Origin of the sequence: Flagellatimonas centrodinii (genome assembly GCF_016918765.2) — a bacterium.
GTDB classification, from domain to species: domain Bacteria; phylum Pseudomonadota; class Gammaproteobacteria; order Nevskiales; family Nevskiaceae; genus Polycyclovorans; species Polycyclovorans centrodinii.
The window spans coordinates 3,081,859-3,104,249 of the sequence record NZ_CP092104.1 but is presented as its reverse complement, the minus strand read 5'-3'; the positions used below and the strand labels follow the sequence as shown (position 1 = coordinate 3,104,249).

Genomic DNA, 22,391 nt, shown 5'->3' with positions numbered 1-22,391 from the left:
TCAGGCGGGCAGCGAGGTGGGCATCACACTGCGGTGGGTACACAGCGCGACCACTTCGGTGTCACCGGGATATTGCAGTTCAACTGCATACTGCCAGCCATCGTGTTCAACCGTAGCCTGTACCGGTCGTGGCCCTTCGGACAGCCGCACCACCCGCCAGTCCACGGGGCGACCGCCCAGGCCTTCGCCATGGGACTTTGCAGCGGCTTCCTTGCTCGACCACAGTGCCACCGTGATCTGCGCGAGCAGCGGCTGCCCCTGCCAGGGACGTAGCAAGGCGCGTTCCAGGTCGGTCAGGCTGCCGGCGGCGAGCAGATCCGGGTCGACATGATCGAGCCGCTGATAGTCGAGCCCACAGGGTTGTCCTGGTGGCGACAATGCCGCCACCGCCCACCGTCGGCTGTGGCTGATCGACACCGTCGGCATCGGAACGTCGGGCAGCGCCGAACAGGAGGCCAGGGGACGGCCGTCCCCGCTGGCAAGCAGCTCCAGGTCAGCCGACGCCACATCGTGGCCATGTTCGGTCTTGAGCCACTCGCGCAAGGCCTCTTTGGCGGCAATTCGACCCATCAACCACTCTTCACGTCGGCCGCTGTTGCCGGGCAAGGCATAGAAGGTCCGGCGTTCAGCGTGGCCGAGCACCATGTGCGCGAGCATGCGACGCCAGATGCCGCCGCCTTCGTCGAGGAAGTCCTGCGCAAAGGGCTCCATCTGGCGCAGCAGGTGCCGCGAGGTTGACGGCACCTCCCGCAGCCAGGGCCGCGACATCATCCGGGTCTGGGGTTCGAGCCGGTAATCATAGAGCCGCTGTGGCACCGAGAACTTGCGGTCCTCCCAATGATCAGCCCGCATGATCAGGGCGCCGTCGGGCCCGATCATGTCCATGCTGGCTTCCAGCACGTTGTCGCCGGTCATCCGCAAGGTCATCCGGCACAGCACCCGGGTGCCGGCGGCGGGTGGCGGTGCAAACACGTCGAAGCGCGCCAGCCGGAACGGGAAGCAATTGAAGCCCCAGGTATGCTTTTCGGTCAGCCAGTAACCGGCCAGCTGACCGGCGGCATCGAGCATGGCGGCATCGATCTCGAACCGGGGGCTGCGGCAGTGATCAAAGTAGTCATGGGTCGGCAGGGCCTCGAGCTCGGCCTCGATGGCGTCCTCCCCCCAGCGACGGATATGTTTGACGCCCTGCAGTCGCGGGCCGTGGAACATGCCGTGACTGTAGAGCTCGCCATCAGGATTGTTGCGAGCGGGGTGGGCATCCGGCGCCGACCATGCGCGCGGCGGGGGCGGCGGCGAATAGTTGACAGCCATTCGTACCAGCCCTTCGAAGACCGCGAGCCCTCCGGGCGGGCCGCCGATACCGAGCGCGAAGATTCGCCCGAACGCGCGCACCTCCTGACCTTCGGCGGGACGCGGCTCGATGACGATGCGCAGTGCCAGCTCGCCCTGGTCGAGTGACAGCCAGCGGCTGCCGCGAACCTGGTCCAACCCGACGACCTGCAGGTCGCTCCGGTCGAGTTGGCGCTGTGCCGCCTCGGCCAGCAGTTCCATGCTGAAGGTGAACGGCACCACCGGAATCGGCAACAGGCCGGGATCATGCGCACTGGGTTGGCCGCCGATGGTGTGATCCTGCAGAAACGCATCCTGCTGCAAGGTCAGCGTGTGCTCGAAGGTCATGCGCGGACCTTCGACCGTGACCCGGGCTCCGGTCAGCAGCGGAAAGCGGGTGACACCGTCGGTCACGGATGGGGCGGCCGCTTGCGCCGGGGCGGGTGGCACGGCTGCTGCGGTCCCGCTGACCAGCCCGAGCACCCGGGCCTGCGAGTCGAGAAAATCGCGCATCAGCGAGAAATGCGTCTGCAGGGCAGCCTGCCGGGGGTCGGCGGTCACTGTGGGTGGGCTGGCCGTTGCCGGGGCTGCCGCGTCGGGGGTGGCAGCCGGTGTCGTCGCCGCCGCCAGCGGCAGCGGCGGCACCGGCAGATCCTGCGGCCAGCTTAGCCGCGGCATCATCAGATTGAGCCGGGGGGGCACCACGGCCGCAGTGGCGCTGGCCTCCGCCAGTGGCGGGATGTCCCGATGGGCGAACAAGGCGGTCGGCGGAAACTCGACACCGGCGGCAAACAACTGCGCCAGCGCGCTGCGCAGCGCGGCCAGGCCGCTCTTGCGACGACTGTCGGTGCCGACCACCACGGTGTCGCCGCGGTCGCGCAGGATGTCACTGACAAAACCGGTCAGGTTGCTGCTGGGACCGACTTCGACAAACACCCGGACACCGTCGGCATACAGCCGCTCGATGGTGTCGGTGAAGCGCACCCGGTTCTCCCACTGCTGCGCCACGGTTTCGCGAATGGCGCTTGCCTCGTCCGGGAACGGAGCCGCACTGCGGGCGCTGTAGAGCGTGGCGATGCCAGGACCAAAATCGATGCTTTCGAAGTAGCGGCGGTAGGCATCGGCGATCGGCTTGAACAGGGCGGTGTGATAGGCGCGGCCGAACGGCAGTTCGGCGCAGATCGCGCCCTCGGCGGAAAGCGTCTTCTTGAGGCGGTCGATGGCGTCGCGGGCGCCGAACACCACCAACTGGTTCGGGCAGTTGTCCATCGCCACCACCAGCTCATCGCCCTCATGAGCCAACAGCGCCTCGCGCTGGGCGGCATCCAGTGCGCCGAGCGTCAGCAGGGCGCCCTCGGCGATCTCGCCACGGGCGTCGAGCTCGCGGTAGATCCGATTGAGGTCGCGCACCGTATCGGCGATCTCACGACGGTCGTCAAAACGACGCACGCGGGATGCCGTAAGGGCGGTGTTCTCGCCGGTCGAGTGACCGAGCATGGCGTCAGCCTTCAGGCCGAGACCGGTCAGGACATCGAACAGGGCCATGCTGGCGGCGAACACGGTTTCCGATGCCACGTCCATGTCGAACAGACGCTGGTCCAGCGCAGCACGCTCATCGACAGTGAGTGTCGTTGGCGGCGCAAACACGATGGGCGCCCGCGAATCCCGTTCGCCGGGGACCACGGTTTCTTCCAGAAAGTCGAACCACGCGCGCGCCGCCGGGAACTGGACGCAGACATCATTGAGCATGCCCGGGTACTGCGCGCCCTCCCCGGGGAACAGGAAGCACAGCTTGCCGGGGCGGGGGCCGACGCCGTAGTGGAGCCCGCCACGGGTCTTGAACGGCTGCGCATCGGCAGCGGTCAGCTTGTCACGTGCCTGTCCGAGCTTCTTGCGCAGGTCGTCAAGATCGGTGGCGATGATCGCCAGACGGTGCTGCCCGTGTGCGCTTTCAGCGCAAGCCGCCGCAATCGATGCCAGCAAGGGTGCCGGTGCCTGTGACAGGCGGGCGGCCAGCGCATCGACCGCGGACAGCAGGGCGCTACGATCGGCGGCCGCCAGCATCACCAGCTCGCCGTCGCTGGGAGCATGCAATACCGCGACCTGCACCGGGCGCCCGGCGGGCCGGTACTCTTCAAGCAGGACATGGGCATTGATGCCGCCGAAGCCGAAGGCATTGGCACCGGCACGTCGCGGTTGCCGCGGGTCATGCACCCAGGGGCGAGCAATGGCGTTGAGATAGAACGGCGTCTTGTCGAGGGCCAGGTGTGGTGCCGGGTCACCAATCAGCATTGGCGGCAGCACCTTGTGGTGCAGGGCCAGCGTGGTCTTGATCAGGCTGGCGGCACCGGAGGCCGGGATGGCATGGCTGATCTGGCTCTTGACCGAGCCCAGCGCGATGGTCGGCAAACCGCGCCGTGGGCCGAAGATTTCGGTCAGCGACTGCACTTCGGTGCGGTCACCCAGCGGGATGCCGGTGGCGTGTGCCTCGATCAGGCTGACCGTCATCGGGTCGATGCCACTGCTCTCATAGGCGCGGCGCATCGCCACTACCTGACCTTCCATGCGCGGCGCGAACAACCCCTTGGCGCGACCGTCACTGGCGACCCCGATACCCTTGATGACGGCATAGATGCGGTCGCCATCACGTTCGGCATCGGCCAGGCGCTTCAGCACCACCACTCCGCAACCTTCGCCGAGCAGGGTGCCGGTGCCGGCGGCGTCAAAGGGACGGATACGCTCGCGCGACAGGGCGTTGATCTGGGAAAAGATCATGTAGCTGTGGGGTGGCGTCTGTGCATGGACGCCGCCCGAGAGCATCAGGTCGCAGCGCCCCAGCTGCAGCTCCCGGCACGCCTGTTCCAGGGCCACCAGTGACGATGCACAGGCCGCATCGACGATACAGTTCGGGCCCATCAGGTCCAGGCGGTTGGCGATGATGCCGGTGGTAATGTTGGGAATCAGGCCTGGCAGCATCTCCGGGTTGAAGGGTGGCAGTTGCGCGCGCAGACCCTCCCGCAGCGCAGTCAGCTCGGTCTCGCTGAAGTCCGGACGCACCTTCGCGACGATGTCGACCATCTGGTCGATCTCATTGCCATGGGCGAGCAGGTTGGCGGCGCCACGATTGGTGTTGTTGCCACGGCCGAGAATGATGCCGGCCCGCTCGTGGTTGAAGGGCTTGTCGAGATAGCCGCTATCGCGCAGGGCATCACGCGACTGCTTCAGCGCAAGGAAGTGATCGGGTTCGCGGCCGTCGACGGTGTTGGGCATGACACCGAACTCGCGCGGATCGAACTCGGCGAGATCGTGCAGCCAGCCGCCCTGGGCGGTATAGACCCGATTGGCAGCCCGCTGGTCGCGATCGAGCACGCCCCGTGACCAGCCCTCCGGCGCCTCGGAGACGCAATAGCGCCGGTCCAGGATGTTCTGCCAGTAGGCGCGGACATCACGGGAGCCGGCGTAAACGCCGGACATGCCGATGACGGCGATGTCGAGTGCTTCAGCCACGAGGCGCGGCCTCGCCGGCCAGCCGGTTCAGGGCGGCACTCATGTGCCCCTCGAAGCGCTCTATCGCCAGGCGCACCCGACCATCGCCATCGATGATCCAGGCGTCATAGCGAATCGACTGGGCCTGCTCATCCGGCAGCATCCGCAGCGCCAACTTCAGCGGACCATTGGCCTTCCCGGCAAACCGCTGGACCCGGCCAATGGCCGAGGGCAGGGCGGTCATGTCGTGATGGATGCGCGACCAGACGATGGCCAGCTGTGGCGGCAGGTCGAGCAAGCCGGGGTCGAACAGCCAGCTGCCGTCGCGGTCGAGCCAGGTTTTCACCGAGGCTGGTCGCACCATGGCATCGACGCCGGTCTGCGAGACCCCGTCAATACGGTCGATCAGGCGGAATCGCGGGCCGTGAAACAGATAACGACCGTAGGCGTCGGAGGCGGTTACCGGCTGTGCTTCGGTGAGCGCGGCAAGGTTGAGCAGTGGCGCTTCCGCCAACTGTTCCACCAGACACACGGTCGCCCGATAGCAGGGACGCTTCTGCGCCGGATCAACCATTTCCACGGTAATCGACTGGGTGCCGGCATCGGAATGCGATGACGCGCGCGCCCGCAACTGGATCAAGCGTTCGCCATCGCTGTCGACAGAGATGCCGTTGAACTGCCGCAGATCCCGCAGCTCGCTGACCTGCCAGCCGGGCCAGGCCGCAGCCGCAAACTGGGCCATCCATTCCGCGGCACCGGCCGCCGGCAATACCAGTTTGCCGTCGATGCGATGGTCGAGCAGATAGGGGTCACTGTCGGCCGTGAAGACGTGATCAAGCGTCATCGCACCGCCCGGGCCCATGCGCGGAGCGTGGGTGATCAGTGGCAGACCCTCCGGCCCGGCGGCGGCAACGCCGTGCGCGTCGGGGTCGGCCGGCGTGCCCCAGGTGCCGCGGCCCGCCACCAATTCGACATCGGCGCGCGCGCCGTGACGGAGTTCGTCGAGAAAGTACTGACGGCCCGCAGCAACCGGAATCGGCTCGATGCCCTGGGCCCGGAAGGCGGCCTTGACGCCTTCACTGGCCATGCCCGCATCCCACGGACCCCAGTTGATCGCCATGACCCGGGTATCCGGCCACCGGCGGTGCAGCTGCCAGGCGAGACGGTTCAGGGTCTCGTTGGCTGCGGCATAGTCGGACTGCCCGCGATTGCCGAAGCGGCCGGCCACCGACGTGAAGAAGCAGAGCATCTTGAGGCTGGCCGGCTGCAGAGCCTGTGCCAGCACCTGCGCCGCATCCAGCTTGGTACCCAGCACCCGCTCGAACGATTCCGCCCGCTTGTCGACGATCAGCTTGTCCTCGATGACACCCGCACCGTGGACCACGGCATCGATACGTCCGTGTTCGGTATAGAGGTCGGCGATCAGCGCTCGGAAGGCCGCGCCGTCCCGGACATCGCAGGGGCGGTAGTCGACCGTGCAGCCTGCGGCCCGAAGACGCGCGAGATTGTTGCGAATCTCCCGCGCGGCCTGCAGCTGTGAAATCTCGCGGTCAATCTCCACCGGTCGCGGGGTCCGTCCTGCTGCACGTGCCTCGGCGAGCAGGTGTGCGCGCAATGCGGATGGCGTATCCAGCGACGCCAGGGCAGCCGGTTCGTCTGCGGGCTCTGCGGTGCGGCCGAGCAGCACCATGCGCATTCCGGGCACCGCCATCGATTCAAGCAGCTCGGCAGTGATGCCGCGGGCACCGCCGGTGGCGAGCACGACCCAGTCCGCCGACGGTGTCAGCCCGTCGCCGGTACCCGCCGGCTGCTCTATGACCACCGTGCCGACGCGCTCGTGCCCGATGTAGCCGATCTCCGGCGCGGTGTCCTCGCACAGCAGTTCGTCGCACAAGGCGGCCACGATCTCGGCGTCGGTCTGGCCGTCGAAGTCGACCGCCCGCATGACCGCACCCGGATACTCGTGGCGGAGGCAGTTCAGCACACCGTTGAGGCCCCCGGCCAGCAACGCGCCATCGCCGACGCTGTCGCGACCGAAGCTGCCGCCCAGGCGAGAGCCGGCCAGCAGCCTCACCGCGCCGAGATCATCGCCCAGCGCATGGGCCAGATGCAGCATCGACAGGAGGTGCCGCTGATACCCGGCGCGCCAGCCTTCAAGGCTGCTGTCGTCGGTATCGGCATGCAGCCCGCTGAGATGCAGCACGGCGGCAATCGGGCCGTAGGCCTTACGGGCTGCCTGTACAGCGGCGGCGATGGCGGCCGCCTGGGTATCGACGATGGCGACGGGCTGCAGTCCTTCCGCCCGCAGTCGTGCCGACAGCGCATCACTGATCGCCTGCGGGCCAGCCACCACCAGCGCGGTGCCGGTCAAGCGGACACGGCGCGGCGGCAGGGCCGCGGCACGGCAGCGCACCACGTAACGCGGAATGGTGGTCGCTTCGGCTGTTGGCACCGTCGCCGGTGTTGCCACTGCCGCTGCCGGTGGCGTCGTGGCGGTCGGCTGCAAGCCTGCCAGTGCCGCCAGGATGGCCTGCAGGCTGCGGGCCTGGGTGAAACGTTCCATCTGCGCTTGCAGCTGGTCGGCAACGGCGGCCGGCAGGGTCTTCTGCACGGCGCCGATGATCTCCACCCGTTTGATCGAATCAACCCCGAGGTCGGCTTCGAGGTCAGCGTCGAGTGCCAGCATATCGGGCGGATAGCCGGTGCGATCGGCGACGATATCGAGCAACAGGGACTGAAGGTCAACCGCGGCGGTGGCCACCACCGCGCCCGTGGTGGGCGCGGCACCGGCGGCCGCAGGGGTGGCCGGCGCGGTCGGCATCACCGATGCCAGCGCATCCATCACGGCCTGCAGGCTGCGGGCCTGGGTGAAGCGTTCCATCTGCGCCTGAATCTGCTCGCCGGCAGCGGCGGGCAGCGCCTTCTGCACGGCACCGATGATCTCGACCCGTTTGATCGAATCGACGCCGAGGTCGGCCTCGAGGTCGGCATCCAGCGCCAGCATGTCGGGCGGATAACCGGTGCGGTCGGCAACGATATCGAGCAGCAGTGCCCGGATATCAACGGCCGGGTGAGGCGCCGATGACGCTTCCTGGGCGACCGATGCGGTGGCCGTCGGTGTCATCCCGGCGGGTGCCACTGCGCCCAACGCATCCAGCACCGCCTGCAGGCTGCGGGCCTGGGTGAAGCGTTCCATCTGCGCCTGAATCTGCTCGCCGGCAGCGGTGGGCAGCGCCTTCTGCACGGCGCCGATGATCTCGACCCGCTTGATCGAGTCGACGCCGAGGTCGGCCTCGAGGTCGGCATCCAGCGCCAGCATGTCGGGTGGATAGCCGGTGCGGTCAGCAACGATTTCGAGGAGCAGGCTGCGGAGATCCAGCGCCGGTTCTGCTGCGGCGGGTGAAGCCGCGGTGGGCGTGATTGCAGCGGCGGCGATGGGCGCAGCCGGCACGAGCGCGGTCAGGGTGTCGATGACCGCCTGCAGGCTGCGGGCCTGGGTGAAGCGTTCCATCTGCGCCTGAATCTGCTCGCCGGCAGCGGCGGGCAGCGCCTTCTGCACGGCACCGATGATCTCCACTCGCTTGATCGAGTCGACGCCGAGATCGGCCTCGAGGTCGGCATCCAGCGCCAGCATGTCCGGCGGGTAGCCGGTGCGGTCGGCGACGATGTCGAGCACCAGCGCGCGCACATCGAGGGCCGGCGCGACATCCGCAGCAGCGGCCGGAACCGGCGCCGGTTGGCCAACCACCGGTGGCGCGCTCACAGTCGGGGGTGCCGCAACCGCAGCTGCGGTGGCCGGTACGGCGGGTGAAACCTGGGGCGCGGGCGCCGCTGGCAGTGCAATCGCGGCGGCCGGCGAGGCGCTCGCGGGCATCCCCAGTGCCTGCTGGATGACGCGTTCCTGCAAGGCCAGGAACTGTTGCATGGTCTGCTGATAGGCCACCAGGGCATCGGTGCCCAACGGCGAGCCGGCGGACGGCGCCGGGGTGGCCGCTACGAGCGCTGGTGCTGCGGCCGGTGCGGGGGGTGTGGCAGCAGTCGCAAGCGCGGCTTCGGACCGCTGACGTGCGGCATCGGCGGTGACGCGCGTGAGCGCGGGCAAGGTGCCGGTGCGGCGCTCGGGGTCACCCTGCGGTCGGGCGCAGCCACCGCTCACCATCCACATATGGGCGGGCAACGCGGGGACGACTGCGGCCTTGGCGAGATCGGCCATCTCCAGCCAGGGCAGGTCACGGCCGTCAAACAGGCGCAGCGGACTGAGGTCGACGCCGCGCGCCCAGAGGTCGGCAATTCCGCCCAGCAGGCCTTTGAGACCGCCGCCCTGGCCATCCAGGGAGACCGTGGTGATGCCGTCGCGCGTTTCGAGAATGGCGCGCGCCATGTTGGCGCAAATGCTCTTCGGGCCGAGCTCGACGAACACCGTGCAACCGAGGTCGGCGATGGCGTTGATCTCGCGCACGAACTCGACACTGGACAGCAGGTGTCCGTCGAGCGTGGATTTCTGTGCCTCGGCCGTGTCCGGGTACGGGGCGCCGCTGCCATTGTGGAAGACGGTCAGTCCGGCCGGCTGGAACGCGGTTTCGGAAATCGCTGCCGACAGCGGGGGGCGGGCATCCGCCACCAGTTCGGTGTGGAAGGCGCCCGATACCGGCAACAGCGTGCTGCGCAGGCCGGCCTCCGACAGCGCCTTCACCGCGGCTTCGACGGCCGCGCGCGGGCCGGAAATGACGCTCTGGCCCGGCGCGTTGTGGTTGGCAATGCGGACCCCGTCGAACGGCGCGATCGCGGCATCGATGTCTTCGCGGCGGCCCTGCACGGCGGCCATGGTTCCGGGAACGGCCGCATCGCTGGCCTGTGCCATCGCGGCGCCGCGGACCGCGGACAGCCGCAGACAGTCGGCCGGGCTGATCACGCCGGCGGCGGCGAGGGCGACATATTCCCCGTAGCTGTGGCCGGCAGCAGCATCGGCCTTGAGCCCGAGACGGCCGGCGAGTGCCAGGTAGCCCAGTGAAACCGCACCGATGGCGGGCTGCGCCACACGGGTGTCGGTCAGCGCCGCCTGTTGTGCGGCATCCGCATCGGGCGTGAACGCGGCCGGCGGCAGGATGTACTGCGACAGACGCCGCGGCAGGCGCCCGGCGAGTACCTGATCGGCCAGCTCCAGTGAGCGCCGGACCTCGTCGAAATAGAGCGCCGCCTCGCGGCCCATGTTGACGTGCTGGGCACCCTGGCCGGGGAACAGGAATGCAACGCGTGGCGGCGTCTGCGGCAACGGGTCCTGCAAGCGGGCGCTCGCCGGAAGAGGCTGACCGTCCCGCAGATGGGCGCTGATCCGGTCGAGGTCCTGGGCGAGGCCGGCGAAGTCGCTGGCGACCACGGCCAGCCGCAGGGCGGCGTTGACACGCCCTTCGGCGACACGGGCGAGGGCGAACGCCAGCGTCGACAGCATCAACTTCCCGGGTGCGGCGACCACCGGCCGCAGCTGCTCGATCTGCTGCTGCAGTTGCGCACGGTCGGTGGCGCTGAACACGAGCAGTTCATGCGGCCAGCGGTCATGCCCGGCGGCGGCCGGCTGGGCACCCCCATATTCCTCGAGAACGGCATGGAAATTGGTGCCGCCGAAGCCGAAGGCCGAGACCCCGGCACGTCGTGGATGATCGGGATGCGCTACCCAGGGGCGCGGCTGCTTCAGCAGATAGGCGGGCGTGTCGGCGGCGGCCAGGGTGTCGATCGGGTTGTCGACACCGTGATGTGCCGGCTGCACCCGGTGATAGAGCGACAGCGCGATCTTGATCAGGCCGGCGACGCCGGCGCTGGCTTTGGTATGTCCGACCAGGGTCTTCACCGACCCGAGGGCCACCGTGTTGGGGGCGGCCTGTTCGGCGCGCAGGGCACGGGTAATGGTTTCCGCTTCGGCACGGTCGCCCACCGGGGTACCGGTGCCGTGGGCTTCGAACAGTTCCAGCGACGTCGGCGAGAAGCCGGCCTTGGCGTAGGCGCGCTTGATCGCGCGGATCTGCCCGTCCGGTCGCGGTGCCGTGAGCCCCAGCGCCTTGCCGTCGCTGGAGCCGGCGACCGCCTTGATCACGGCGTAAATGCGATCGCCGTCACGCTCGGCATCGGCGAGTCGCTTCAGGGCCACGACCGCCAGGCCTTCGCTGATGGCGATGCCGTCTGCGGCGCGGTCAAAGGTCCGCGGGCTGCCGGTGGGCGAGAGCGCCTGTGTCTTCGAGAAACAGAGGAACCCGAACGGCGACTGCACCGTATCGATGCCCCCCGCCAGCACCAGGTTGCTGCGGCCGGCCTCGAGCTCGCTGACAGCAATCGAAATCGCCGCCAGCGACGACGCGCAGGCGGCATCAACGGTGAAATTGAGCCCGCCGAAATCCATCCGGTTGGCGACCCGCCCGGCAGCGACGTTGAGCAGGGTGCCGGCGAACGATTCTTCGGTCCACTCCGGCAGTCGCTCCCACACCCGCGGGTCGGGGTTCTCGACAAAGCGCGGCAGTTCGGCACGAACGCCGTATTGCAGGCCGAGGTCGCCGAGGCCACCACCCGCGCCAAGAATGATCGAGGTCTGTTCGTGATCGACGCCGCCGTCACCGTAGCCGGCATCGGCGAGGGTGCGCTGGGCGACCTCCAGGGTCAGCAGCTGCATCGGGTCGATGGACTTCATCGAACGGGGCGGAATGCCGTAGCGCATCGGGTCGAAGGGCACTTCGTCGAGGAAGCCGCCCCAGCGCGAGTAGACCTTGTCGCGCGTCTTGCGGTCAGCATCGAAATACAGCTCCGGATCCCAGCGTTCCGGGGGGACCGGGCCGATGCTGCGAACCTGATGCAGGATGTTGTGCCAGAAGGCATCCGGGCCATCGGCTTTCGGCAGCAACGTGCCGATGCCGACAATCGCGATGTCGGCGGGCTTGGCTTTTTCACGACGATCAGCGCGGGCATCCGCCCAGGCCTGCAGGTGCACCTGGGCGCCCCGGCAGACCTCCAGGTGCAGCGCCTCGACCGCCACCGGCTCGGCGCGCAGGGTGGCGACCTGACCGATCATGTACATGCCCTGATCGAGCTGTTCAGCCGCCTCGATGCTGACGATCTCGCCCTCGGTGTTGCGGTTGACGCCCTTGGAGGCGATCCGCAGGCGCCCGAGGTTGAGGTCCTCGAGTTCGTCGCGGATCTCCTCGGCGCTGCGGCCTTCACGGATCAGGCGGCGGCGGGTTTCAAAGAACTCGCGGGCAAACTGGGTATCGACACACCGCGACGCATGGCCCGGGCCGGTCTCCAGGTTGACCGTACGACGGCAGCGCAATGCCTCGTCCTGGAAGCCCTGAACGATGGCGCCGGTGCTGACGATTTCGCGGGTGAACAGATAGGCAGTCCCCATCAGCACGCCCACCTTCATGCCGCGCGCGGCCAGCGGGGCCGTCATCGCCGCCACCATGGCGCAGGACAGGGCATCGTGGATGCCGCCGGCAAACAGCACATGGACCTGTTTCTCTTCGCCCGGCTTCACCTCGGCGAGCAGCACTTCGATCATCTGCTCCCACAGCGCGAAGCTGGCCAGCGGGCCGACGTGTCCGCCGCATTCACGCCCTTCGAACACAAAGCGCCGTGCGCCCTGATCGAGGTACAGTCGCAGCAATGCGGGCGCTGGCGCGTGGATGTAGGTCTGGATGCCACGCTTCTCGAACTCGGCCGCCTGGTCGGGCCGGCCGCCAGCGATCAGTGCGAAGGGGGGCGGGCATTTCCAGATCTCCGCACACTGCTCTTCGCGCAGGGCATGCGGAACGAAACCCAGCAAACCGACACCCCAGGGCTGATCGCCAATCCGGTCGCGCGTCTGCTCCAGCATTTCCCGCACCTGCGGGCCCCGCATCAATGCCAGCGCCAACAGCGGCAGGGCGCCGCCACGGGCCACTTCAACGGCAAAGTCGGGGACGTCCGACACCCGCGTCATCGGCCCCTGAACCACCGGGAAGCGGGTGCCATGGGCAGTGGCCAAAGGTGCGCCTTCGTCCAGAAAGCCGAGGCGGGCGGCCGATTCGATCTGCTGCTGACTGGCGCGGCGCAGGGCCTGCACCAGACGTCCGACGCTGCCGTGCCGATCGCGATAGTGGGCCGCCAGCCCGATGCCCTGTCCCAGTGGCATCAGCTGATCGGGACGACCGGACCACCCGAGGCGATGTTCAAGCTGTTGCCGCCAGGTGGCGACATCCAGCTGTCCGCCTTCTGCAGCCCGATCATCGGCTTCGGTCGCTTTCAGGGCCGGCGATGAGGGCTTGCCGTAGACCCGTACCGGCGTGTCGACGCGCTCACCGAACAACTTGCACTCGGCACCGTTGAGGCGCGCCAGTTCCATTTGCGTGGTGGCCGGCAGCGGGGATTCCCGCAGCAGCAACAGACAGTCGTCGAGGACCACACCGACCGCGCCGGCGGCACGGCAGGCGGCCGCGGCGCGGACCCCGATGCCCCCCCGAACCATGATCGGCAGGCGACAGCGGCCCTGCAGTTTTTGCAGCAGGATGAAGCTGGTGTCGTCTCCGACCCAGCCGCCGGCTTCGTGACCGAGCGCGATCAGGCCATCCATCGGTCCGCCGTCATGCGCGGCGGCGGTGTCGGCATGGGTCACTTCAGCCCAGATCATCAGCCCGCCATGGACTGCGCGCAGTGCCTCCGCGGTCTGGCGCTGAACCTCCGGCGCCTCGGCGGCCAGCATCAGCACCACGCTGCGATCGCCGACGGCGGACAGCAGTGCCGCGACCCGATCACGGTGCGCTGAGGTCAGTCGCAGGCCGATGCGGGCCTCGGTCTGACTGGCCAGCGTCCGGAACTGCATGTCGGCCCCGGCCGCGTCCTGGGCGTGCACCAGGTCCAGCACACCGGTGGCACCGGCACGGGCCAGCGCCAGTGCCAGACGGGGTGACAGGTCACCCGGGTTGAGCCCGAAGATTTCGAAGGACGGCGGAGCGGGGGAGTCAGTCAACGACATGGCGGTACCTGCGCGTTAGCGCTTGATGCCCTCAAGGAAGGGCACTTCCATCACTTTTTCGTGAACGATCGGGCCGTGCCCGAAGTAGCCCCCTTCACCAAAGCACTCGCCGTGGTCGGCGGTGATGATGAAGTGGGTATTGACCGGCGCCTTGGCAATCAGGGCGTCGAGCAGGGTGTCGACGTGTTCCACCGTCTTCACCTGCTGGGTGTGCAGGTCCTTCATCTGCTCGTCGTCGAAGAAGCGGTCTTCGGTCGCCTGACCGAGATCGTCATCGAGGCGCTTGAAAACGCCATGGACGCCGGAAATGTGCGGTAGCGAATCGCCATCGAGCATGTACGGATAATGGGTTTCACCCAGGTTCAGGAAGTGGAAACTGGGTTCGTCCTCGTCGAATTCGACCTGCTGGATGATGCCGCCGAAATCGTTGTGGTTCGGCATCAGCTTGTAGTCGTCGAAATGCCGGTTGAGATGCGATAACGGATTGAGCACCGGCAGCGATACGCGGGCCACCGTGCGGTAGCCGTTTTCCTGCAGCACGTGCGGGAGCGACAGCTGCGGGACGAAATCCTTGAACGACAGGCCGTCGATCCCGAGGCGATGCACCCAGTGCGCGAATTCCTTCTTGTAGACCTCCGAGGCAAAAACGCCCTGGGGGCTGGTGTGCGGCACCATGCCCATCAGGTAGGTGTAGTGCGAGGGTGACGTCCAGGAGGCAAAACTGAAGCGCTTTTCGCCGACCCCGATGCGGTCCATATTGGGCGTGCGGGCGCGGGCGTAGCTGTCGTAACGGCAGCTGTCCATGACGATGAAGACGACGTCCTTGCTCATGCGGTTAGTTCGTTCCTGGTCTACAAATGACCCCGCTCGTATCGAGACGGGTCGGGTGCCCAACAAACAGACGCCGGCATCGGTGTGCCGCCGTCATGGCTGCGATACCGTGCCCAGCGCCCGATCAGGGGCGTGCTGTGTATGAATCGGGCCTTGTGCCCGTGTCCCCTAAATGACGGAACCTACCGTCGTCCTGCGCCGGAAGCCCCGCTCACGCACGACCTGACCGCCGGTTCACCCACGTTAACAGTCGGTCCGGAGGCTGGCCCTAGGAGGAACCCACGCCACCGCGTAAGCCTTTGCTGACGTGGCAATCAATCGTTAATGATAACGCGCGATGAACGGCACCGTCGGCCCGACCGGCGGTACCGAGCCACTTGGGGACATTTGGCGCATTTAGACGATGATCGCTGCCAAGTGGGTCACGATCGCAGCGGTTCTACATTCCCGGCGAAAGCGACACAGCACTGGCGCTGGCGGGTTGTTGGGTCCGCAGCAAGGTGATCATCGCCTCGGCCGCCTGTGAACGGGTGCGGCGCTGGTGCCAGACCATGCCCAGTGTTCGCGACAGCTGCAGCCCGGGGAGGGTCAGCGGGCGCAGGCTGGCGTCGAGCATGGAGGCAGGCAGAACACTCCAGCCGAGCCCGATCCCGACCAGCATCTTCAGGGTTTCCAGATAGTTGGTTGCCAGCCGCACGTGGGGCGTGAGGCCGTGGCTGGCAAGGGCTTTGCGGACGATACGGTGGGTGTAGGTCTGGTGATCGGGCAGAACGGCGGGGTGGGCGGCGAGGTCCTGGAGCACAACGCTGCCGGCATGCGCCAGGGGATGGTCGACCCCGACCACCACGGCCAGCGGGTCGGGCCAGATCAGCTCTGTATGCAATCGCGGCTCAGGTGTCAGCGGCAGGGTGACGATGCCCAGCTCCAGCCGCCCGGCGGCCACCGCCTCGCAGGCCTGCTCGGAATCCATGAAGCTGAGGTCGAGATCCACCTGCGGATGGCGGCGGGTGAACTGCCGCAGGACTGCAGGCAGGCGGTGCAGGCCGATGTGGTGACTGGTGCCGACCGTCAGTCGGCCGCTGGCGGCGCCCCGCAGGTGTGTCAGCGCCCGGCGGGCATCCTCGAGATCATCCAGTGCCCGCCGTGCGTATGGCAGCAGGGCGCGGCCGGCATCGGTCAGGGTGACGCGGCGACCGATGCGGTCGAACAGCGGTTGGTCCAGCCCGGCCTCCAGGGTGGCGATCCGCTTGCTGATGGCAGGCTGTGACAGAAACAGCCGCTCGCCGGCGGCGGAGAACGAGCCGGCGTCGGCCACGGCGAGGAAGGCGCTCAGCGTCTGGAAGTCCACTCGTCACTCTATTCCAAATGGAGATCAATAATATAAAAACGATTCATTGGAGTAATGCAAGCGAAGCGCCTAGGATGCGCAGCCATTCCGTTCCGATTGCCCGCCAGGAGTCCCCGCCATGACCGCCAAGACGCTCTACGAGAAGATCTGGGATGCCCACGTCGTCAAGGACGACGGTGAGGGTTCGGCACTGATCTATATCGACCGCCATCTGGTTCACGAAGTCACCAGTCCGCAGGCCTTCGAGGGTCTGCGCCTGAACGGCCGGACCCCCTGGCGAATCGACGCCAATCTGGCGGTGCCGGATCACAACGTGCCCACCATTAATCGGGCCGGTGGCATCGCCGACCCTATTTCGCGCGCTCAGTTGGCGGCATTGGACCGCAATTGCGCCGAATTCGGCATCACCAAGTTCGATCTCATGGATGTGCGACAGGGCATCGTCCATGTCATCGGTCCGGAACAGGGCGCGACCTTGCCGGGCATGACCGTGGTCTGTGGCGATTCCCATACCTCGACCCATGGGGCCTTCGGTGCGCTGGCCTTCGGCATCGGCACTTCGGAGGTCGAACATGCCCTGGCCACCCAGACCCTGGTGTTGAAGAAGGCCCGCACCATGCAGGTCCGGATCAATGGTCGCGTCGGCCCGGGCATCACCGCCAAGGACATTACCCTGGCGATCATCGGCCGCATCGGCACCGCCGGCGGCAACGGACATGTCATCGAATATGCCGGTGAAGCCATCGAGGATCTGTCGATGGAAGGCCGTATGACCCTGTGCAACATGGCCATCGAGGGCGGCGCCCGCGCCGGACTGGTGGCGGTGGACGACAAGACCATTGCCTATGTAAAGGGGCGCCCGTTCGCCCCCAGCGCCGCGCAGTGGGATGCCGCCGTGGCCAATTGGTCGCAGTTGAAGTCCGATCCGGGGGCGCGGTTCGACACGGTCATCGAGATTGACGCCGCCGAGATCGAGCCTCAGGTGACCTGGGGAACGTCGCCGGAAATGGTGGGGCCGGTCTCGGCCCGCGTGCCTGATCCCGCCGCAGTGCCCGATCCGGTGCGGCGCAGTGGGCTCGAGAAGGCGTTGCAGTACATGGGGCTGACGGCCAACACGCCCATCGTCGATATTCGCATCGACAAGGTGTTCATCGGCTCCTGCACCAATTCCCGGATCGAAGATCTGCGGGCGGCGGCCAATGTGGTCAAGGGGCTGCGCAAGGCCGACTCGGTGAAACTGGCGATGGTCGTCCCCGGCTCCGGACTGGTGAAGCAGCAGGCCGAGGCCGAAGGACTGGATCGGGTGTTCCTGGACGCCGGATTCGAGTGGCGCGAACCCGGCTGCTCCATGTGCCTGGCGATGAACGCCGACCGGCTGGAGCCGGGTGAGCGCTGTGCCTCCACCAGCAATCGCAATTTCGAGGGGCGCCAGGGGCAGGGTGGGCGCACCCATCTGGTGTCGCCGGCGATGGCTGCGGCTGCCGGCATCGCCGGTCATTTCGTCGATGTGCGTCAGGTGCAGGGGCAGTCGTGAACCCCCTGCGTGTCGTCAGCCCGGCTCAGGGGCAGCAGTATTTCATCGACTGGGTCCCCCAGAGCGCTGCGCTGGGTTTCCGTTTCGTGGAAACCACGCCCGGTCGGTTGGTGCTGGATCTGCCCTGGCGGGAAGACCTGGTCGGGGACCCGGAGACCGGGGTGCTGCACGGCGGGGTCATCACCACCCTGGTGGATGCCGCCTGTGGCGGGGCCATCCTCACGCATCTCGAGACCCTGCGGCGTATCGCCACGCTGGACCTGCGCATCGACTACCTGCGGCCGGCACGACCGGGTGCGACCCTGCGCTGTACGGCCGAGTGTTACCGGATGACCCGGCAGGTGGCCTTCGCCCGGGCGGTGGTCCATGACGGCAACCCTGATGACGGTCTCGCCACCGCGGCGGGTACCTTCATGGTGTTCCATGAGGAAGGACAGCCGCAGCGGCGGACAGCGCCGAAGGAGGCAGGCGATGAACACTAGTCTGCTGTTGCCGCCGCTGCGCAGCATCGAGGCATTGGCGCCCCGTATTGCGGAACTGCCATACGCCCGGTTTCTCGGCTTCTCGCTGACCGGGGATGACAGCGGTCTGGTGGGGCGCATGGCCTATGACGACAGCCGCCTCGGCAACGTCACCATCCGTGCCCTCCACGGCGGCACGCTGGGCGCCATGATGGAACTCACCGCCACCTGCGAGTTATTGCTGCTGCCCGAGATTCTGCGGGTACCGAAAATCATCAACATCACGGTCGAGTATCTTCGCAGCGCGGGTCCGGCCGACGTCCTGGCACGGGCCAGCATTACCCGACACGGTCGTCGTCTCGCCAATGTGCGAGTGGTGGCCTGGCAGGACGACGAGGCACGGCCGGTGGCCGCTGCCAACACCCATTTCTTGCTCGCCGTCTGAGAGGTTGTCATGCAAGCCTTTACCACCCTGACCGCCAAGGTGATGCCGCTGGACCGTCCCAATGTGGACACCGACGCCATCATCCCCAAGCAATACCTGAAGTCGATCAGTCGCACCGGCTTCGGCCCGTTCCTGTTCGATGACTGGCGCTATCTCGACCCCGGCACCCTGGACATCGACCCGGCCACGCGTCGCCCCAATCCCGACTTCGTCCTCAATGACGCGGCCCACGCCGGCAGTCGCATCCTGGTGGCCCGCGACAACTTCGGCTGCGGGTCGTCGCGCGAACATGCCGTGTGGGCACTCGACGATTACGGCTTTCGCGCCGTCATCGCGCCCAGCTATGCCGACATCTTTTTCTCCAACTGCTTCAAGAACGGCGTCTTGCCGGTGGTGCTGACCCCGGAGCAGGTTCAGGCGGTGTTCGTTGCAGTAGAAGCCGATGCCAATGCCGAAATCACCATCGACCTGCCGGCACAGCAGGTGCGGCTGCCCGACGGCAGTGCCTTCGCGTTCGACATCAATCCGCATCACAAGCACAACCTGGTCAACGGCCTCGACGAAATCGGGCTGACGCTGACCCAGGCCGATGACATCCGTGCCTATGAGGCACGGCGTCGTATCGAAGCGCCGTGGTTGTTCTGAACGCCCCGTTCCCGATTCCCGAATCCCGAGTCTTCAACGAACCATGAACAAGAAAATCCTGATTCTCCCCGGCGACTACATCGGCAGCGAAATCATGGCCGAAGCGGTCAAGGTGCTGGCGCTGTTCAAGGATGAAGGCGAGCCGATCGAATGGACCTTCGGCCACCTTGGCGGTGCGGCGTATGACGCCGAAGGCCATCCGTACCCGCCGTCCACGCAACAGGCGGCACGGGCGGCCGATGCCATCCTGATGGGCGCGGTCGGTGGCCCGAAGTACGACGCACTGCCGCGCGAGCTGCGACCGGAACGCGGCATTCTCGGCATTCGCAAGGACCTCGGGTTGTTCGCCAACCTGCGCCCGGCGCTGGCCTATGAGGCGCTGTCGGCGGCCTCCTCGTTCAAGCCGGAGGTGATTGCCGGGCTCGACATCCTGATCCTGCGCGAGCTCACCGGTGACATCTATTTCGGTGAACCCCGGGGGCGGCGCACCACGGCGGATGGGCATGCCGAGGGCTACGACACCATGCACTACAGCGCCCCCGAGGTGGAACGGATCGCCCATGTGGCCTTCCAGGCGGCGCAGAAGCGCAGCAAGCGCCTGTGCTCGGTGGACAAGGAAAATGTGCTCGAAACCTCGCGCCTGTGGCGGGAAGTGGTCACCCGGGTGGGGGCGCAGTACCCCGATGTCGCCCTGGAACACATGTATGTCGACAACGCTGCCATGCAGCTGGTCAAGCGGCCGAAGCAGTTCGACGTGATCGTCACCGGGAACATCTTCGGTGACATCCTGTCCGACGAAGCCTCGATGCTGGCGGGCTCCATCGGCATGTTGCCGTCGGCATCCCTGGATGTGAACAACAAGGGGCTGTACGAGCCGATTCACGGCAGCGCCCCCGACATCGCCGGGCAGGGCAAGGCCAACCCGTTGGCGACGCTGCTGTCGGTGGCGATGATGTTCAAGTACAGCTTTGATCGCGCCGATCTGTCGGATCGCATCGAGGCTGCGGTACAGCAGGTGCTGGATCAGGGCCTGCGGACCGGCGATATCGCCCAGCCTGGCGAACCGGTGATCGGCACTGTCGCCATGGGCGATGCAGTGGTCGCCGCCCTGCGTCGCTGATCGCGCTCGGTGGGGCAGGTGCAATTCTCTATTCGCAGGACGGAACAGTCATGAAGAAAGTCGGTCTGGTGGGTTGGCGCGGCATGGTCGGTTCGGTGCTGATGCAGCGGATGCAGGATGAAGGCGACTTCGCCCTGATCGAGCCGCATTTCTTTAGCACCTCCAATGCGGGCGGGGAAGGCCCCGAGATCGACGGTCGCGTCACGCCCCCGCTGAAGGATGCGGGCAGTGTTGAAGCGCTGGCGGCGATGGACATCATCATCACCTGCCAGGGGGGTGATTACACCCTCGAGATCTACCCGCAGTTGCGTGCCCGCGGCTGGAACGGCTACTGGATTGACGCTGCCTCGTCACTGCGCATGAAGGACGATGCGGTCATCGTGCTCGACCCGGTCAACCGGGGCGTGATCGATATCGCGCTCGGTCGTGGCGTGAAGAACTTCATTGGTGGCAACTGCACCAATTCGATCCTGCTCATGGGTGTGGGCGGGCTGTTCCGGGCCGGACTGGTGGAATGGGTCAGCTCGATGACCTATCAGGCCGCGTCCGGTGGCGGCGCCAACCACATGCGCGAACTGCTCAAGGGCATGGGCGTCATCCACGGCGCGGTGGCGGACGCGCTGGCGACACCGGCATCGGCCATTCTCGATATCGACCGCAAGGTGGCGAGCGCGATCCGCGACGAGGTGCCCACCGAGTACTTCGGCGCGCCACTGGCAGGCGGGCTGATTCCGTGGATTGATGCTCAGCTCGACAACGGCCAGTCGAAAGAGGAATGGAAGGGGCAGGCGGAGGTCAACAAGATTCTTGGCACCACCCAGCCGATCCCGGTCGACGGCCTGTGCGTGCGGGTCGGCGCGATGCGCTGTCACAGTCTGGCGTTGACGCTCAAGTTGGCACGCGATGTGCCACTCGAGGAAATCGAATCGCTGATCCGCAGCGGCAACGACTGGGTGAAGTGGGTCCCCAATGACCGTGCTGAAACGGCGCGTGAACTCACCCCGGCCGCCATTACCGGCAGTCTGCAGATCGGGGTCGGGCGGGTTCGAAAGCTCAATCTCGGACCACAGTACGTCTCCGCCTTCGTGATCGGGGACCAATTGCTGTGGGGCGCGGCCGAGCCGTTGCGCCGGATGTTGCGCATCCTGTTGTTGCAGGGCTGAGCCGGTGGTCACCCGCGGGGTGGATATCGCCATTGTCGGGGCCACCGGGCTCCTGGGCGGGGCGGTTCTCGACCGGCTGGTGACCGTCCCGTTTCCGCTGGGGCGTGTTCACGCGCTGGCGTCAGCGCGATCTGCCGGCGGCACCGTCGACTATCGGCAGCGCGAGTTGCCGGTGACGGCGGCCGCGGATTTCGACTACGGACAGGTGCAGCTGGTGTTGCTGACCGCCGATGCCGCCACTGCCGTGACCGAGGGCGCGCGTGCGATATCCGCTGGCTGCCTGGTGGTGGACGCCAGTGCGGCATTCCGCAACGATGGCGCGGTCCCGCTGGTGGTGCCCGGCTTCAATGACGCGACCCTGCGCGGTGTCGAGCGGCCGTCCCGGGTTGCGCTGCCTGATGCTGCCGTCTCCCAGTTGCTGCGGGTGATCGCACCATTGCGTGCCGCGGTCGAGCCGTTTCAGCTCGACCTGACCTGTTTGCGCGCGGCCTCCGGGCGCGGCACCGCCGCGGTCGGCGAGCTCGGACGACAGACCGCCGACGTGCTCAACTTTCGCAACTGGACTCCGACGGTCTACAGCCAGCAGATTGCCTTCAATATCATCCCGGTCGATGCCGATGACGGCGAAGGGTCCGAGGCCGATGCCGTTCGCAGCCTGGCCCGTCTGGCGCCCGAGCTGGAGGTGCGCATCACCGACATCGACGTGCCGGTGTTCTATGGCCACGGCCAGGTCGTGCGGCTGGGGCTGAAGCGGTCGTTGCCACTGGCCGAAATCCGCGCACGGCTGGCCGCGACGCCAGGATTGCGGCTGGGCGGGGAGACGCCCTCCCAGATCGCGACGGCGGTGACAGATGCCTCCGGCGAAACCGAGATCTTCCTCGATCGAATACAGCTCGATTCCGGTGACCCGGCGCAGCTGCGGCTGTGGAGCGTCGCCGACAATATTCGCGCCACTGGCGCCCATGCTCTGGTGGCCGTGGCCGAAATCTTGGTTCAGGAATATTTATAAGGTATAAAGCAGCTTACCCGCGCAAGTT

The 22,391-nt window shown here is 67.0% G+C and carries 11 protein-coding genes; 7 read left to right on the top strand and 4 right to left on the bottom strand.

Going from position 1 to position 22,391, the window contains the following annotated elements:
* The 4 genes from JN531_RS14945 to JN531_RS14930 form a co-directional block, all read right to left on the bottom strand.
* Positions 1-4,836, bottom strand: coding sequence for a type I polyketide synthase (locus JN531_RS14945; protein ID WP_228349648.1), 4,836 nt, complete (start codon positions 4,834-4,836; stop codon positions 1-3).
* Positions 4,829-13,807, bottom strand: coding sequence for a type I polyketide synthase (locus JN531_RS14940; protein WP_228349647.1), 8,979 nt, complete (start codon positions 13,805-13,807; stop codon positions 4,829-4,831). The genes JN531_RS14945 and JN531_RS14940 overlap by 8 nt, the downstream gene beginning before the upstream one ends.
* A 15-nt stretch (positions 13,808-13,822) precedes the next feature.
* A complete protein-coding gene (locus JN531_RS14935; RefSeq protein WP_228349646.1) occupies positions 13,823-14,638 on the bottom strand; it encodes a sulfatase-like hydrolase/transferase in 816 nt (271 codons plus the stop codon).
* Between the two features lie 439 nt (positions 14,639-15,077).
* Complete coding sequence (locus JN531_RS14930) at positions 15,078-15,986, bottom strand: LysR family transcriptional regulator (RefSeq protein ID WP_228349645.1); 909 nt, start codon at positions 15,984-15,986, stop codon at positions 15,078-15,080.
* A gap of 118 nt (positions 15,987-16,104) precedes the next feature.
* Between JN531_RS14930 and leuC the strand changes: the two genes are divergently transcribed.
* From leuC to JN531_RS14895, 7 genes are read left to right on the top strand one after another with little or no spacing between them, the layout of a single operon-like run.
* Positions 16,105-17,520, top strand: a complete 1,416-nt coding sequence (gene leuC / locus JN531_RS14925) for a 3-isopropylmalate dehydratase large subunit (protein WP_228349644.1) — start codon at positions 16,105-16,107, stop codon at positions 17,518-17,520.
* Positions 17,517-18,002 carry a PaaI family thioesterase gene (locus JN531_RS14920; protein WP_228349643.1) on the top strand — a complete coding sequence of 162 codons (486 nt, stop codon included), beginning with the start codon at positions 17,517-17,519 and terminating at the stop codon, positions 18,000-18,002. Before leuC ends, JN531_RS14920 begins: the two co-directional genes overlap by 4 nt.
* Positions 17,992-18,426, top strand: coding sequence for a PaaI family thioesterase (locus JN531_RS14915; RefSeq protein ID WP_228349642.1), 435 nt, complete (start codon positions 17,992-17,994; stop codon positions 18,424-18,426). The genes JN531_RS14920 and JN531_RS14915 overlap by 11 nt, the downstream gene beginning before the upstream one ends.
* 9 nt (positions 18,427-18,435) lie before the next feature.
* Positions 18,436-19,071 carry a 3-isopropylmalate dehydratase small subunit gene (leuD, locus tag JN531_RS14910; RefSeq protein WP_228349641.1) on the top strand — a complete coding sequence of 212 codons (636 nt, stop codon included), beginning with the start codon at positions 18,436-18,438 and terminating at the stop codon, positions 19,069-19,071.
* Positions 19,072-19,114: 43 nt separating this feature from the next.
* A complete protein-coding gene (gene leuB / locus JN531_RS14905; RefSeq protein ID WP_228349640.1) occupies positions 19,115-20,191 on the top strand; it encodes a 3-isopropylmalate dehydrogenase in 1,077 nt (358 codons plus the stop codon).
* Between the two features lie 50 nt (positions 20,192-20,241).
* The gene (asd, locus tag JN531_RS14900) at positions 20,242-21,354 is read left to right on the top strand and encodes an aspartate-semialdehyde dehydrogenase (RefSeq protein ID WP_228349639.1); all 1,113 of its coding nucleotides are present in this window, start codon (positions 20,242-20,244) and stop codon (positions 21,352-21,354) included.
* Positions 21,355-21,373: 19 nt separating this feature from the next.
* Positions 21,374-22,363 carry an aspartate-semialdehyde dehydrogenase gene (locus JN531_RS14895; protein ID WP_228349638.1) on the top strand — a complete coding sequence of 330 codons (990 nt, stop codon included), beginning with the start codon at positions 21,374-21,376 and terminating at the stop codon, positions 22,361-22,363.
* Positions 22,364-22,391 lie beyond the last annotated feature (28 nt).

Bases quoted from the DNA above. Each gene is read 5' to 3' on its own strand.
- JN531_RS14940 (WP_228349647.1), bottom strand. From the start codon at position 13,807: ATGTCGTTGACTGACTCCCCCGCTCCGCCGTCCTTCGAAATCTTCGGG.
- JN531_RS14935 (WP_228349646.1), bottom strand. From the start codon at position 14,638: ATGAGCAAGGACGTCGTCTTCATCGTCATGGACAGCTGCCGTTACGAC.
- leuC (WP_228349644.1), top strand. From the start codon at position 16,105: ATGACCGCCAAGACGCTCTACGAGAAGATCTGGGATGCCCACGTCGTC.
- JN531_RS14915 (WP_228349642.1), top strand. From the start codon at position 17,992: ATGAACACTAGTCTGCTGTTGCCGCCGCTGCGCAGCATCGAGGCATTG.
- leuD (WP_228349641.1), top strand. From the start codon at position 18,436: ATGCAAGCCTTTACCACCCTGACCGCCAAGGTGATGCCGCTGGACCGT.
- leuB (WP_228349640.1), top strand. From the start codon at position 19,115: ATGAACAAGAAAATCCTGATTCTCCCCGGCGACTACATCGGCAGCGAA.
- asd (WP_228349639.1), top strand. From the start codon at position 20,242: ATGAAGAAAGTCGGTCTGGTGGGTTGGCGCGGCATGGTCGGTTCGGTG.